The organism is Micromonospora sp. NPDC093243, assembly GCF_044753725.1.
GTDB lineage: Bacteria > Actinomycetota > Actinomycetes > Mycobacteriales > Micromonosporaceae > Micromonospora.
Genome location: NZ_JBIVNT010000001.1, coordinates 255,799 through 269,980 on the forward strand (window position 1 = coordinate 255,799; position 14,182 = coordinate 269,980).

At 76.1% G+C, this 14,182-nt stretch carries 13 protein-coding genes; 2 read left to right on the forward strand and 11 right to left on the reverse strand.

Features of this window, described 5'->3' with window-relative positions:
* Nucleotides 1-131: 131 nt before the first annotated feature.
* Nucleotides 132-1,361, forward strand: coding sequence for an SLC13 family permease (locus ACIP9D_RS01235; RefSeq protein ID WP_350876205.1), 1,230 nt, complete (start codon nt 132-134; stop codon nt 1,359-1,361).
* An 18-nt stretch (nt 1,362-1,379) separates the two neighbouring features.
* On the opposite strand, the gene ACIP9D_RS01240 is transcribed toward ACIP9D_RS01235, so the two are convergent.
* The 8 genes from ACIP9D_RS01240 to ACIP9D_RS01275 all read right to left on the reverse strand — a co-directional run bounded on the left by ACIP9D_RS01240 (nt 1,380) and on the right by ACIP9D_RS01275 (nt 9,471).
* On the reverse strand, nt 1,380-1,853 hold the full coding sequence (locus tag ACIP9D_RS01240; RefSeq protein WP_350876207.1) for a DUF1203 domain-containing protein: 474 nt from the start codon (nt 1,851-1,853) through the stop codon (nt 1,380-1,382).
* A gap of 111 nt (nt 1,854-1,964) precedes the next feature.
* The gene (locus tag ACIP9D_RS01245) at nt 1,965-3,212 is read right to left on the reverse strand and encodes a sigma-70 family RNA polymerase sigma factor (protein ID WP_350876209.1); all 1,248 of its coding nucleotides are present in this window, start codon (nt 3,210-3,212) and stop codon (nt 1,965-1,967) included.
* Between the two features lie 27 nt (nt 3,213-3,239).
* Nucleotides 3,240-3,671, reverse strand: a complete 432-nt coding sequence (locus ACIP9D_RS01250) for a YciI family protein (protein ID WP_350876475.1) — start codon at nt 3,669-3,671, stop codon at nt 3,240-3,242.
* Nucleotides 3,672-3,914: 243 nt separating this feature from the next.
* Nucleotides 3,915-5,525 (reverse strand): asparagine synthase-related protein, encoded by a 1,611-nt coding sequence (locus ACIP9D_RS01255; RefSeq protein ID WP_350876211.1) that lies wholly within the window; start codon nt 5,523-5,525, stop codon nt 3,915-3,917.
* Nucleotides 5,526-5,529: 4 nt separating this feature from the next.
* Nucleotides 5,530-6,492 (reverse strand): DUF5715 family protein, encoded by a 963-nt coding sequence (locus ACIP9D_RS01260; RefSeq protein ID WP_350876213.1) that lies wholly within the window; start codon nt 6,490-6,492, stop codon nt 5,530-5,532.
* Nucleotides 6,493-6,663: 171 nt separating this feature from the next.
* Complete coding sequence (locus tag ACIP9D_RS01265) at nt 6,664-7,473, reverse strand: isocitrate lyase/phosphoenolpyruvate mutase family protein (RefSeq protein WP_350876215.1); 810 nt, start codon at nt 7,471-7,473, stop codon at nt 6,664-6,666.
* Complete coding sequence (locus ACIP9D_RS01270) at nt 7,470-8,510, reverse strand: cytochrome P450 (protein WP_350876217.1); 1,041 nt, start codon at nt 8,508-8,510, stop codon at nt 7,470-7,472. The genes ACIP9D_RS01265 and ACIP9D_RS01270 overlap by 4 nt, the downstream gene beginning before the upstream one ends.
* Nucleotides 8,511-8,724: 214 nt before the next feature.
* Nucleotides 8,725-9,471: a helix-turn-helix domain-containing protein gene (locus tag ACIP9D_RS01275; RefSeq protein WP_350876219.1), complete on the reverse strand. Its 747-nt coding sequence runs from the start codon at nt 9,469-9,471 to the stop codon at nt 8,725-8,727.
* Between the two features lie 121 nt (nt 9,472-9,592).
* Between ACIP9D_RS01275 and ACIP9D_RS01280 the strand changes: the two genes are divergently transcribed.
* Nucleotides 9,593-11,815 carry a family 43 glycosylhydrolase gene (locus ACIP9D_RS01280; protein WP_350876221.1) on the forward strand — a complete coding sequence of 741 codons (2,223 nt, stop codon included), beginning with the start codon at nt 9,593-9,595 and terminating at the stop codon, nt 11,813-11,815.
* Nucleotides 11,816-11,839: 24 nt separating this feature from the next.
* On the opposite strand, the gene ACIP9D_RS01285 is transcribed toward ACIP9D_RS01280, so the two are convergent.
* Genes ACIP9D_RS01285 through ACIP9D_RS01295 form a run of 3 tightly spaced genes read right to left on the reverse strand, consistent with a single transcriptional unit; the run spans nt 11,840 to nt 14,163 of the window.
* Nucleotides 11,840-12,370, reverse strand: coding sequence for a 2'-5' RNA ligase family protein (locus tag ACIP9D_RS01285; RefSeq protein WP_350876223.1), 531 nt, complete (start codon nt 12,368-12,370; stop codon nt 11,840-11,842).
* 36 nt (nt 12,371-12,406) lie between these two features.
* Complete coding sequence (locus ACIP9D_RS01290) at nt 12,407-13,012, reverse strand: response regulator transcription factor (protein WP_350876225.1); 606 nt, start codon at nt 13,010-13,012, stop codon at nt 12,407-12,409.
* Nucleotides 13,009-14,163 carry a histidine kinase gene (locus ACIP9D_RS01295; RefSeq protein ID WP_350876227.1) on the reverse strand — a complete coding sequence of 385 codons (1,155 nt, stop codon included), beginning with the start codon at nt 14,161-14,163 and terminating at the stop codon, nt 13,009-13,011. Before ACIP9D_RS01295 ends, ACIP9D_RS01290 begins: the two co-directional genes overlap by 4 nt.
* Nucleotides 14,164-14,182: the final 19 nt, after the last annotated feature.

Consider the following 14,182-nt stretch of genomic DNA (forward strand, 5'->3'; position numbering starts at 1 on the left):
CGGCCGTCCGGTTGTCCACCGCGAGCGACCGCTCGACTCCGGCCGGCAACCGGCGGCGGGGCGGTCAGCCACGTCACGTCGGCCCCGGGGCCCGGGCTGACCTGCGGTTGGCTGTGCGAGGATCCTCGGCCGTGACCGTCGCCGCCCCCGCGCCACCAGCCCCGACCGGCCCGGTCCGGCGGCGACGCCGGCCGCACCCGCTGGACGTGGTCGCGCTCGTGCTCGCCCTGCTCGGGGTGGGTTGCGCGGTGACCGGGCTGCTCCCCCGGGCGGAGACCACCGCCACCCTGCACCGGATCGGGCCGCTGCTGCTCTTCCTCGGCACGGTGGTGGTGCTGGCCGAGCTGACCGCGGTCGCCGGGGTCTTCGACGTGCTCGGCACCCGGCTGGCGATCGCCGCCCGGGGCAGCTGGGCGCGGCTCTTCCTGCTCTGCGTGGGCTTCGCGACGGCGACCACCGTCGTACTCAACCTGGACACCACCGCGGTGCTGCTCACCCCGGTCATGCTGGCCCTGGCGCGCAACCTGCGGGTCGCGCCCGCCCCGCTCGCCGTGACCACCGTCTGGCTGGCCAACACGGCAAGCCTGCTGCTGCCGGTGTCCAACCTGACGAACCTGCTGGCCGCCGACCGGATCGGGCTGGACCCGGTCGGCTTCGCCGCCCGGATGTGGCTGCCGCAACTGGCCGCCCTGGCGGTGACCGGGCTGCTGCTGTGGTGCTGCTGGTGGCGGCGCTACCGCCCGCCGGACGGGCGCTTCACCCCGCCGGCCCGACCCACCCCGCCCGACCCGGTGCTGTACCGCACAGCCCTCGCCGGTTGCCTGCTCTTCGTCGTCGGGGTGCTCGCCGAGGTGGAGCTCGGCATCGTGTCGACCGTCGCGGCCGCGCTGGTGCTGGTCGGCTTCGCCGTCCGCTCGCCGGGGACGCTGCGCGCCCGCCTCGTGCCGTTGCGGCTGCTGCTCTTCGTCACCGGCCTCTTCCTGGTGATCCAGACCCTGGGCCGGTGGGGGCTGGACCATCTGGTCGCCGACCTGCTCGGCGAGGACCGCGGCTCGGCCGGGCTGCTGCGCGCCGGCGGCACGGGCGCCCTGCTGGCCAACGCGGTGAACAACCTGCCCGCCTACCTGGCGGGCGAGTCGGTGCTGCCGCCGGAGGCCGGGTCCCGGCTGCTCGCCCTGCTGATCGGCACCAACATCGGTCCGCTCGCCGTACCGTGGGCGTCGCTGGCCACCCTGCTCTGGTTCGAGCGCTGCCGCACGGCCGGGGTGTCCGTGCCGCTGACCCGGTTCCTGCTCACCGGTGCCCTGCTCGCGGTGACCGCCACCGCCGCCGCGGTCGGCGCGCTGCTGATCACCGGCTGAGCGCCGCGGCCCGCCGGGTCACTCCGCGCGGTCGACGGTGAACATGAAGCAGCCGTACACCACGTTGCGGCTGTGCAGCTGCCGCACCTCCGGGCCGGCGAACAGCTCGGCGATCACCGACTCCGGGTCGGTGCCGTCGTGCCGCCGGCCCCCGTGGATCCGGCCCCGCCGGTCGTACGCCCGCAGCACCTGGGGCCGGCCGCGCCAGGCGGCCGGGTAGCCACCGGCCTGGTCCGGCCCCGGGCAGCCGGTCACGTGCGCGAAGATCGGCCCGATCTCCCGGTACGGGCCGGCGGCGACCGGCGGGGCGTACCCGAAGAGCAGCAGCGCCTCCCCCGCGTCGGCGTCGCGCAGGCAGCACCGTAGCGGCTCGCCGCCCCCGGCCACGACCGTCTCGGCGGGCCGGCCGGCGGCATCCCGCCCGCTGGCGCGGATGGTGTCGATCAGCGCGGTCGGCAGCGCGCTGACGCGGAAGGTGGTCCCGGTTGTCATGTCCCCAAGCCTGGCCGGGCGGCGGTGGGGTTGCTGGCGGCGATCGGACGTCGCGTTGCCGGGCCGCGCCGTTCCCGTCGATGCCGTTCGAGCTGCGGCGCCCGCCGGGGGTCACCGCGGGGCGGACTGGTTGGCGGCGGCGGCGCGGGTCATCAGCATCATGCGCTCGTGCCTGGTGGGCGCCAGCCCGGCGGCCCGTTCCAGCTCCTCGGCCGCCTCGGCGTGCCGGCCGAGGCGCAGCAGGAAGTCGGCACGCACCGCGCCGAGCAGGTGGTAGCGGGCCATCCGGGGGTCGCCGCGCAGGGCGTCCACGGCGTCCAGGGCCACCCGTGGTCCGTCGACGTGGAGCACGGCGACCGCGCGGTTGAGGTGGGTCACCGGTGACGGGACGAGCTGGGTCAGCGCCTCGTAGAGCGCGAGGATCGCCTCCCAGTCGGTCTCCTCGTACCGGGCGGCGCGGGCGTGACAGGCGGCGATGGCCGCCTGCACGGTGTAGGGGCCCAGTGGTTTGCCCAGCGTTCGGGCGCGGGCCAGGGCGCGCAGCCCGTGCGCGACGAGGGTCCGGTCCCAGCGGGTGCGATCCTGCTCCGGCAGCAGGACCGGTTGGCCGTCCGGCCCGGTCCGGGCCGCGAAGCGGGAGGCCTGGAGCTCCATCAGGGCGACCAGGCCGTGCACCTCGGGCTCGCGGGGCATCAGTCCGGCGAGGATCCGACCCAGCCGGACGGCCTGCTCGGCGAGGTCGCGGCGGATCCACCGGTCGCCGGAGGTCGCCGCGTACCCCTCGTTGAAGATCAGGTAGACGACCTCCAGGACGGCGGAGAGCCGGGCCGGCAGGGCGTCCGCGTCGGGCACCGCGAACGGCACCTCGGCCTCGGCGAGGGTGCGTTTGGCCCGGGAGATCCGTTGCCCGATGGTGGCGTCGGGGACCAGGAACGCCCGGGCGATCTCGTCGGTGGTGAGCCCGCCGACCATGCGCAGCGTCAGCGCGGCCCGGGACTGCTGGGACAGGACCGGGTGGCAGGCGACGAAGACCAGCGCGAGCAGGTCGTCATCGGTCGCCGTGCCCGGGCCCGCGTCGTCCGGCTCGTCGCGCGGAGCCGCGGCGAGCAGCGCGTACCGGTCGTCGCGCAGCCGCTCCCGCCGGATCAGGTCGATCGCCCGGCGCCGGGCGACGGTCGCCAACCACGCGGCCGGCTCGTCCGGTACGCCGTCGCGCGGCCACTGCGCCAGCGCGGACAGGAACGCCTCCTGGGCGACGTCCTCGGCGAGCCCGACGTCGTGCACGAGCCGGGTGAGGGAGGCGACCAGACGCGCGGAGTGCATCCGCCAGACCGCCTCGACCGTGCGCCGCGCGTCCATCGTGGCCTCCCCACCCGTCGCTTGGGCTCAGCTCTGCCCGTGCTGCGCCGCGACCTCGGCGGCGAGTCGTTCGTCGCGCTCGCGCCGCTGCGGGGTGTACTCCTCGCCGAAGTCCTCCGCCTCGTAGAACGGGCGGATCTCAAGGCTCGACCGGATCCCGCTGTTCGGGTCGTCGGGGCACTGCCGGGCCCACTCCACGGCCTCCTCGACCGAGCCGACCTGCCAGACCCAGTACCCGGCGATGATCTCCTTGGCCTCGGTGAACGGCCCGTCCACCACCGAGGTGGTGCCGCCCTCGAACACCACCTCCACCGCCTCGGCGGTCGGCCGGAGGCCGCCACCGTCCAGCATGATCCCGGCCTTGACCAGCCGCTCGTTGTACTCGCCCATCGCCTCGAGCAGCTCCTGACTCGGGGCGAGCCGGTCCTCGTCCGCCGCGGCGGCCTTCACCAGCACCATCACCTTCACGATGTCCTCCTCGCTCTGGGGCCGGCCGTCCGGCCGGCGCCGTCACCAGGAGGTCGAACGGGCGCTGGCCGGTTTCGACATGGCAGCCGAAGAAATTGCGAGGGCGGCCGGTCAGCCGCGACGCACCGCGAGTTGGAGTTCGGTGACGCCCTGCTCCGGCTCATCGGGACAGTAGTCGAGGCGGACCTCACGGGCGAGGCCGTCGGTGCGGCCAGTACCTCGGATCGCCGCCGCTCAGCCCGGCAGCGGGGCCTCGTCGCCGCGGGTACGCCGGGGGCCGACCAGCCGGCGGACCATGGGCGCGGCGTTCCACCTGGCCGCGCCGACCAGGTCCCGGGCGTGTTCGAGCACCGTGTAGTCCGGCCGGGCGATCCCGTGGGCGATCGCCCGATCCAGGTCGTTGCCGCACCGGGTCAGCACGTTGTCGAAGTCGCGCCGGACCGGCTCCAGCAGGTGATAGCCGAACGAGCGGTGCAACCGGGCGAAGAGCGGCTTGTAGAGCCGGACCCGCTCGTGCAGCCCGGAGGAGTAGGACATCGGGTTCTTCGGCCGTTGGCTGATGTAGTCGGGCAGGACGTCGGCGAACGCCCGCCGGACGATCCACTTCTCCTGCCCGTCGCGCATCTTCAGCGCCAGCGGCAGCCGCATGGCCAGCTCGACCACGCTCAGGTCGAGAAACGGAACCCGGGCCTCGACCCCGAGGTCCATGCTGGTCCGGTCCACCCGCTGCAACTCGGTCCGGCCCAGGTTGCGGATCTTGTGCAGGAAGAGCCGGCGGGACGCGGCCGGGCCGACCTCGTGGTACATGGGGTACCCGCCGAACAGCTCGTCCGAGCCGTCGCCGGTGAGCGCCACCTTCACGCCGAGCTGCCGCAGCCGCCGGAACAGCGGTACGGAGACCACCGCGTTGATGATGTCGCCGTACTCGGTCAGCTCGGAGATCCGGATCGCCTCCCGGATGTCGGCCAGCCGGATGTCGCGCGGGCGCAGCTCGACCACCTCGTGCGGCACGCCGAGGTCGGCCGCGAGCCGGCGGGCGTACGCGACGTCCGGACTGTCCGGCACACCGACCGTCACCGCCACGCAGTCCGGGTGCAGCTCCCGCACGTGCAGCAGGGCCAGCGAGCTGTCCAACCCGCCGGAGAGCACCACCCCGACGGTGAGGTCGGTGTCCACCCGCATTCGGATGCTGTCCCGCAGCGCGGCACGGACGAGCAGGGCGGCCTCGTCCGGGTCGTCGATCTCGGGCAGCCCCTCGCCGAGGGTGAGCAGGTCCAGATAGGGGCGCAGCCGGACGTGGCCGTTGGCGTCGGCCCAGCCGTGGTGCCCGGGCGGCACCTCGCCGATCGGCGCGCCGTGCCCGACCAGCGCCTTGACCTCGGAGGCGAGGTGCAGGCAGCCCGGCTTGCGGGCCCAGTACAGCGGCTTCACCCCGAGCGGGTCGCGGGCCAGGTAGGCGCGGCCGGTGGCCCGCTCGACCACCGTGAACGCGTACTCACCGCGTAGCCGGGTGACCGCGTCCTCGCCCCAGCGCTCGAAGGCGGCGAGCAGCACCTCGGTGTCGCTGCCGGTGCGGAAGCGGTGGCCGAGTCCGGTCAGCTTCGCGCGCAGCTCGCGGTGGTTGAAGATCTCACCGTTGAAGCAGAGCAGCCACCGTTCGTCGGTCGAGGTCCACGGCTGCACCGCCCGGTCCCGGTCGACCACCCGCAGCCGGCGGGTGCCGGCGAGCAGGCCGGCCTCGTACCGGGCCTCGGTGACCTCACCGCGCGGGGCGAGGACGGCGAGCATCCGGCGGAAGAGGGCCGGGTCCGCCTCCGGGCCGATGCTCAGCGCGATACCGCACATCGCCTCACACCCCCATCTCGGCTTCGTACGCCCGGCGCAGCCGGCGGCGGGCGGCCGGCGCGAGGCAGAGATGCCAGGCCTGTCCCTCGTCGATGACGTTGATCTCACCGGCCTCCTGGCGGGCGAGCAGCATCTCGGCCAGGGCCTCCCGGACGCCGAAGCGGTCGAACCAGTCCATCTCCACGTCGACGGCGTAGCCGCTGCAGTGCCCGCTGGGCAGCATGGCGGAGTAGCCGAGGCGGCGCAGCCGGTACTGGTGCTCGGCGCTGCGGGTCAGGCTGGTCACCCAGAGTGGCGGCGTGCCGGGCGGGGTGGACCGGGCGAACTCCCGGCCGAGGTCGTTGAGCAGCGCCACCACCTCCCGGCGGGCGCGCCGGGCGAGCAGCCCCGCGGTACGCGGGCTGGCGTCGGGTCGCAGCCGGCGCCGGACCGCCTGTACCCCGCGGCCCAGCACGCTGGCCGGCTGCTGCCGGTAGCGGAAGCTCAGCAGGTCGCGGCGGCGCAGCCACTCCAGGTCGACCAGGTCGGCGCTCGCCTCGACCTGGGTGTCGGTGAGGAACGACGGGGCGTCCCGCCACCACATCACGTCGATGCGGGAGAGCAGGTAGATCCGGACCAGGGCGCCGAGGTCGCGTGCCGAGCTGCGCTCGTTGGGCTGGTAGCGGGCCATCTCGAGCAGGAGCGTCTCGCGGGCGCCGAGGAAGCCCTGCGGGGTCGCGTCGAGCACCGCGGCGAGGGCGGGCTCGCGCAACCGGTCGTCGATCAGCACCTGCCGGGCCGCGGTGCTGGGCGCGTCGGCCAGCGCACCGACCTCGACCAGCAGGTCGGCGACCGCGGCCCGGTAGGCGGCGAGGTCCGGCGCGTCGGCGAGGGGCCGGCCGGGCGGCGTGGGAAGTCGGCGAGCGGGCGTGGCCGGCGGGACGCGGGGGCCGGGCTGCGATCCGGGGCTTCGGCTGGGCACTCGCATGATCGGTCCTCTCCGGTCACGACACAGGGTTGCACGCCCTGCACTCACGGTAATCGGCCGGATGGGGATGAGCCCGAACAATCCTCCTAACAGCCCCGAATGGCGACGGCCCGGCAGAGGCCCGCCGGCCCGGCGGGGACGCGGCAGGGCGACCGAGGGGGAACGAACCGGTCAGCCGGCCCCGGGCGGCGCGCTCAACCGCTGCACCTCGACGTACGAGGGCGGCTCCGGATACGCCGCGTTGGGAGCCGGGTCGGCGGCGCGCAGGGCGTCGGCGGCGGCGACCGCGGCGCCGAGCGCGGCGCGGAACAGCAGCGAGCCGGTGCTGATCCGGGCCACGCCGAGCCGGCCCAACTCGGCGACGGTGGGACCGCCGGGTCGGTAGAGCACGTTCAGCGGGGCGTCGAGGCCGGCGACGAGGACGCCGACCGTGTCGGAGTCCGGGACGCCGGGGGCGAAGATGCCGTCCGCGCCGGCCGCCCGGTAGAGCCGGGCCCGCTCCAGCGCCTGACCCAACGGGTCCGCGACGCCCAGCCACCACGCGTCGGTGCGGGCGTTGACGAAGATCTCCGGCGTCGTGTCCTTGACCGCGGCCACCGCTGCGGCGGTCAGCACCGCCGGGGCGAGCGAGCCATCCGGCCGGCCGTCCTCGATGTTGATCCCGACCACGCCGAGACCGGCCAGCTCCGCGGCGAGGGCGGCGACCTCCGCCGGTTCCTCGCTGAACCCCGCCTCGACGTCCACGGTCAGCAGCGCGGGCAGCCCACGCAGCCGACGGGCCAGGTGCAGCGTCTCGGCCCGGGTGGCGGCGGCGCCGTCGGGCAGGCCGGCCGCGGCGGCCACGCCGAGGCTGGTGGTGCCGATCGCCGGATGACCACGGGCGGCGAGCGCGGCGGCCGAGGCGTGGTCCCAGGCGTTGGGCAGCAGCAGCGGCCGGTCGTTGTGGTGCAGGGCGCGGAACGCGGCGAACCGGTCGGTCATCTCGCCACCACCTCGAGCCGGGCCGGCACCCGCAGCAGCGGGTGCGGTTCGTACCGGACCGGGGTCGGTGCGCGGCGGCACCGCTCGCGCAGCACGTCCAGCACGCCGGTGGCCAGCGCCAGGGCGTGCCGCTGGCCGGGGCAGCCCCGGTGGCCCGCGCCGAAGGTCAGCGCCGGCACGGCCCGGTCGGGGCGGACCGTGTCCGGCTCGGCGAAGACCGCCGGATCCCGGTTGGCCGCGTCGAAGCGCAGCAGCAGTCCGGCGCCCGCCGGCAGCTCGACGCCGCCGAGTCGCACGGGGGCGGCGGTGATCCGGCGGGTTCCCCGCACCGGCGGGTCGAGCCGGAGCACCTCGGCGAGCAGCCGGGTCGGGTCGCCGGGCACCGCGGCGCGGTCCCGGTCGGGTGGGTGCAGCAGGTGGCGGGCGCCGGCGCCGATCAACCCCGCGGTCGCGTCGCACGCCTGGACCAGCAGGCCGATCCGGTTGGCCAGCACCTCCGGCGGGCCGGGCGGGGCCAGGGACACCAGCTCCGCCACTGCCCGGTCGGCCCGGCGGACCGCCACCGCGTCGGCGCCGGGCTGGTAGGCGGCGGCGACCACGGTCACCGCCGGCACGGCGGCGTCCGGGTCGGCGAGGCCGAGCCGGGACGCCAGCGCCCGCACGGGTACCCGTCGGGCGAGCGCGCCGGCCACGTCCAGCCGGCCGGCGGCCGCGTCGAGGGCCGCGACGGTCAACCGGGCGGCCTCGGCCCGTAGCTCCTCCGGGTCGACGGCGGCCAGCGCGGCGGCCCCGGCCGCCCGCCGCGCCGGATGGCGCTCCGGCGGGCTGAACCGGCTCACCGTGCCGCGCAGCCAGCTCAGCGTGCCCGGCGCGCCGGGGTCGGCGACCGGCACCCGGCAGGACGCGTCGGTGAGGGCGGTGCGCACGTCGGCGTAGCGGGTCAGCGTCCAGCCGCCGTCCGGGTGGCGGGCGGGTGGTGCGCACGGCGGGGTGTCGGGGACGGGGGCGATGGCGGGCCAGCTCACGGTCGCGGTCACGCACCGACGCTAGGCGCGGGACCGTTCGCTCCCCGCCGAAGCGTGCCCCGACCCCCGCCCCGCCGAGCGGTGTGACGCCGGGCAGCGCCCCGCCCGCCGGGGCGCGCCCAGCGGGCGACGGGCCAGCGGTCGACGGGCCGGAGCGCGGCCGGTCCGGGCCGGCGGCGACCCGTTGTCGCGGAGACTCCGGGCCGGCGAGTTCACGCCGGCCGGGTCAGGCGCGACCGCCGCCGGTGGCCGCCGGGGCGGGCGGGGTCAGGGCCGCCGCGGAGAGGCCGAGCGCTGCGGCCAGCGCCGGGGTGCCGTCCGGGGTCAGCCGGACGACCCGGCCGTCGCCGCGGGCCAGCCAACCGAGATCGAGCAGACGCCCGCAGAGCGCCGCGCCGAACGCGCCGGAGAGGTGTGGGCGGCGCTCGGTCCAGTCGAGACAGTCGCGCAGCAACGGCCGGCGGGTGGTCTGCGGCGCCGGGACCGGCAGTCCGAGGTCGACGCACCAGTCGAGACCGGCCCGGGTCAGGGTGAGCCCGCCGGTCCGGTCCACCAGTCCGCGGTCCAGCAGCGCGTCGTGGACCAGCACACCGAGCCGGCCGGCGAGGTGGTCGTAGCAGGTCCGGGCGTACGCGAGCGCGGCGTTGGCGCGGGCGGCGCGCAGCGACCGGGTCGGTTCCGGGGGGCCGGCGACCCGGCCGGCCAGGTCCTCGACCAGCTGCGCCACCGACGGGTCGGCCAGCCGGAGGTAGCGATGGCGCCCCTGCCGCTCCTGCACCAGCATTCCGCCCCGGACCAGCTGGTCGAGGTGCTCGCTCGCGGTGGACGCGGCCACCCCGGCAGCCCGGGCCAGTTCCCCCGCCGTCCAGGCCCGCCCGTCGAGCAGCGCGAGGCAGAACCGGGCCCGGGTGGTGTCGGCCAGCAGGGCGGCGAGCTGGGCCAGCGCCGGCGCGTCGGCGGTCGTCGGATGCATCCGCCCATGCTGACACGGCGATCGTTCGGTCCCGACCGACGCTCTTTACAACGTTGTATGCATCGATGTAGAAACGGACGCCAGGGCCACACCACTCCACCGCCACCCAGAGGCAGGTCTGATGGGACACCTACGCCGAAACGGCGCGCTCGCCGCCGTGCTCGGTCTGCTGCTGACGGCCTCCGCCGCAGCCCCGGCCGCCGCCGGACCCGGATCCACCCACTACCGCAACCCGATCTCCGTCGGGGTGGGCGACACCTTCGCCGACCCGGTCATCGTGCGCGGCGACGACGGCTACTGGTACGCGTACGGCACCACCGACCCGCTGCGCGAGGGCGAGCGGCAGTTCCACCGGGTACCGACCGCCCGCTCGGCCGACCTGGTCGACTGGACGTACGTCGGGGACGCCTTCGGCCCCGACCAGCGCCCGCCCTACGCGGCCCCCGGTGCCGCGTTCTGGGCCCCGGACGTGCGCCGGATCGGCGACCGGTACGTCATGTACGTGACGGTCACCGACACCACCGTCTCACCGGAGGGCAGCGACTACGCCATCGGCGCGGCCACCGCGCCGACCCCGACCGGCCCGTGGACCTTCGCCGCGCAGCCGGTCGTCGCCCCGCGCCCCGGCGGGGGCGGCGGCTTCCTGTGGACCATCGACCCGACCCAGTTCACCGACGTGGACGGGACCAGCTACCTCTACTACGGCAGCTACTACGGCGGCATCTCGGTCACCGAGCTCTCCCCCGACGGGCTGCGCGCGGTCGGCACGCCGACCCTGGTCGCCGTGGACAACAAGTTCGAGGGCAGCTACGTGCTGCGCCACGACGGCTGGTACTACCTCTTCGCGTCCACCGCGAACTGCTGCGCCGGCCCGGCCACCGGCTACTCCGTCCAGGTCGGACGCTCGCGCGACCCGCGCGGGCCGTTCGTCGACCGCGACGGCATCGCGCTGACCGCGTCCCGCGCCGGCGGCACGCCGGTGCTCACCCAGAACGGCAACCGGTGGATCGGCACCGGGCACAACGGTTTCCTCACCGACCTGTCCGGGCAGGACTGGATCGTCTACCACGCCATCGACCGGGCCGATCCGTACCTGGACGAGCCGTTCGGCATCAACGAGCGGCCCATGCTGCTGGACCGGCTCGACTGGATCGACGGCTGGCCGACGGTCAACGCCGGGGCCGGCCCGTCCGAGGGCAACCGGCCGGCGCCGGTCACCACCGGAGCCCTCGACGAGCGCTTCACCGCCGGCCTGGCCGGCTGGCGACGGATCAGCGGCGACTGGCGGGTCGCCGACGGCCGACTCACCGGCAGTGGCGCACTGACCAGCCGTGGCACGGTGGGCGGGGACCTGCGGGCGGAGGCCGACCTGCGACTGACCGGAGCCCGCAGCGCCGGGATCAGCCTCGCCGACCGGGTCGAGGTGCGCCTCGACGCGGCCGGCGGGCGGCTCGTCGCCCGCGACGGCGACCGTACGGCCGCCGCCGCGCTGCCCGCCGGGTTCAACCCCGCCGACCGGCACAACCTGGCCGTCGAGGTACGCGGCCGGCAGCTCGTCGCCGAGCTGAGCCCGGCCCGGCTCGGCGACCAACTGGCCGTCGTCTCGCTGCGGCTCGACCGCCCGGCGGCCGGCCGGGTCACCCTGCGTGCGACAGGCGGCCCCGCCGAGTTCGACAACGTCAGCGCGGTCCGGCTGCATCGGCCGGCGTCGGCCACGGTGCCGCAGCCCCGGGTGGGTCCGCTGCTCCGGGCGTACTCCGACGAGTTCGACGACGGCCTCGACCGGGCCTGGCGGTGGGTCCGCCAGGACCCGGCGGCGAGCGTTACCGGCGGCGCGCTGCGCTGGCCGGTGCAGGCCGCCGACCTGACCGGCACCGGCAACACGGCCGGCGTGCTGCTGCGCGACGCGCCGGCCGGTGACTACGTGGCCGAGACGAAGGTGACCCTCGACCTCGGCGAGGAGTCGGTGCGCAACTACCAGCAGGCCGGCCTGGTCGCCTACGTCGACGACGACCGGTTCGCCCGGCTGGCGCAGGTGGCCATCTGGAACACCCGGCAGGTGGAGTACGGCTATGAGCTGCCCTTCGCCGGCCAGCCGGTGTACGGCGGCACCATCGTCGGTACGCCCGCCACCACCACCTGGCTGCGGCTGGCGCACCACATCGACCGGGCGACCGGCGAGCACGAGTTCCGGGCCGGCTCCAGCCGGGACGGCGTGCACTGGACCTGGGGCGGGGTGTGGACCTTCCCGGCCGACACCGCCCCCCGGATCGGCCTGGTCGCGCACGGCGGCGCCGAGCCGCCGGTCACCGCCGAGTTCGACTACCTGCGCTTCCACCGCTGAGCCCGGCGCGGCCGGGCCCCCGGCTCAGCACATCGGGGGCCCGGCCCTGCCGAGCGGTGTGACCGTGCGGGTGGCGCCGTCGTAGCTGCGGGCGGCCACGAACGCCCCGGCCCGCGGCTCGGCGCGCAGCACCGCGTGAGCCAGACCCGCGTCCGCGTCACGAAAGCGCAGCGCGAGGCTCAGGTGCGGCTGCCAGCGACCCGGCGCGTGCCACGGGGAACGCCCGTCGGCGTCGGCGAGCGCGGCCCACACCGCCCGGTGCAGCGCCACCAGCTCCGGGTCGGGACGGACCAACCACACCAGCGGGGCGCTGCCGTCCAGGACGGCGACCTCGCCGAGCCGCACCGGCAGCGGCAGCGCGTCGTCGAGCAGCGCGGCGAGTCGGGCGACCGCCCCCGGTGGGAACTCGTCGACCGCGGCGAGGGTCAGGTGCGGACGGTTGCTGGGGTGGGTGTTCCGAGCCAGGCTGGGCAGACCCGCCGCGGTGAGCCGGTGCCAGGCGGCCCGGACCGCGGCGTCCAACTCCGCCGAGCAGAGCAGTTCGACCGTTCGCACCGGCCCACGCTAGCGACCACGGCATTCCGGCGCCGGTCAGAGCCAGCCACTCTCCCGGGCGGTGCGCACCGCCTCGGCCCGGTCGGCCGCGCCGAGCTTCTGCACCGCGGCGGCGAGGTGGTTGCGTACGGTGCCGGTGGAGAGGTGCACCCGGCGGGCGATCACGGCGACCGGAGCGCCGAACTCGGCCAGGCGCAACGTCTCCAGCTCCCGGGGGGTCAGCGGGCACGCCGGCAGGGTGAGCGCGTCGGCGGCCAGCGACGGGTCGACGTAGCGGCCGCCGGCGTGCACCCGGCGGATCACGTCGGCCAGCGCCCCGCCCGGTGCGCCCTTGGGCAGGAACCCGCGGGCGCCCGCCGTCAACGCCTGGCGCAGGTGCCCCGGGCGACCGTGCCCGGTGAGCAGCACCACCGCGCAACCGGGCAGCGACCGGGTCAGCTCGGCGGCGACCCCGATGCCGCTCAGGCCGGGCATCTCCAGGTCGACCACGGCCACGTCCGGCCGGTGGGCGAGCGCGGCGGTGACGGCCGACGGCCCGTCGGCCGCTTGGGCCACCACCTCCAGGTCCGGCTCCAGCCCCAGCAGGGCGGCCACCGCCACCCGGACCAGTTCCTCGTCATCGGCGAGCAGCAGGCGGATCACGGGGCGACCGGCACGGTGGCTTCGAGGGTGAACACGTCCTCGGCGCGCCGGACCCGCAGCCGCCCGCCGGCCGCGCCGAGCCGGTCGGTCAGGCCACGCAGGCCGTTGCTGTGCCCGTCGGGCCCGTGGTCGCCGGCGCCGTCGTTGGTCACGGTCATCCTGGCCAGGTCACCCTCCCGGACGATCTCGATCCGGCACCAGCCGGCCCGGCTGTGCCGCAGCACGTTCGTGCCGGCCTCGCGCAGCACGGCGGCCAGGTCACTCGCCGCGGCCGCCGGCAGCTCGGCCGGCGGCGGCAGCACGGTGCACCGTACGCCGCAGGAGCGCAGCACCCCCGCCACGGCGGCCAACTGGTCACCCAGGTCGACGGCCCGGTAGCCGTGCACGGTCTCCCGCACCTCGCTCAGCGCCGCGGCGGCCAGCCGCTGCACCTCGGCGGCCTCCCGGCCGGCCCGCTCGGCATCGACCGGTGCCAGGCGGGCGGCCAGCTCCGCCTTCAACGCGATCACGGTGAGGCTGTGTCCCAGCACGTCGTGCACGTCCCGGGCGAAGCGCAACCGTTCCTCCGCGGCCGCCAGCCGGGCCTGGGCGGCCTGGCCGGCCCGCGCCTCGACCAGCAGGTCCCAGAACCAGACCTGGAGCCAGTTCACCGCGGCGACGCCGGTGCCGACACCGCCGGCCACCACCAGGAAGCGCCAGATCGACCCGCCGGTCCAGACGGCCACCCCGACCGCGGCCACGAGGGTCACCGTCGCCACCACCAGCGCGCCCGGAAGCCGGACCACCAGCGGCGCCATACCGATCAGCGAGGCGCCGAGCCACGCCCAGGTCGGCCAGCCGCCCGCGGCCACCGCACCGACCAGCGGGATGCTCAGCACCGCCACCACGGCTAGGCCCACCTGGGACAGCCGGCGCCACCGGTCGGCCAGCCACGGCGTCACCGCCGCGTACAGCACGGCGGCCTGGCTGGCGGCGAAGACGGCGACGCCCACCGCGCCGAGGGTGGCGCGGGTGGGGTCGGACTCCCGGGTGATGCCGACCAGCGGCAGCAGCAGGCTCGCCCAGATGCCGGTCGCCAGCGAGAGCAGGGTGGCCATCCGGGCGCGGCGCAGCCGCCCGTCCGCCCTGGTTCCCGCCGCTTCCTGCGCCACGGCCCCGATCCTAGGGCCG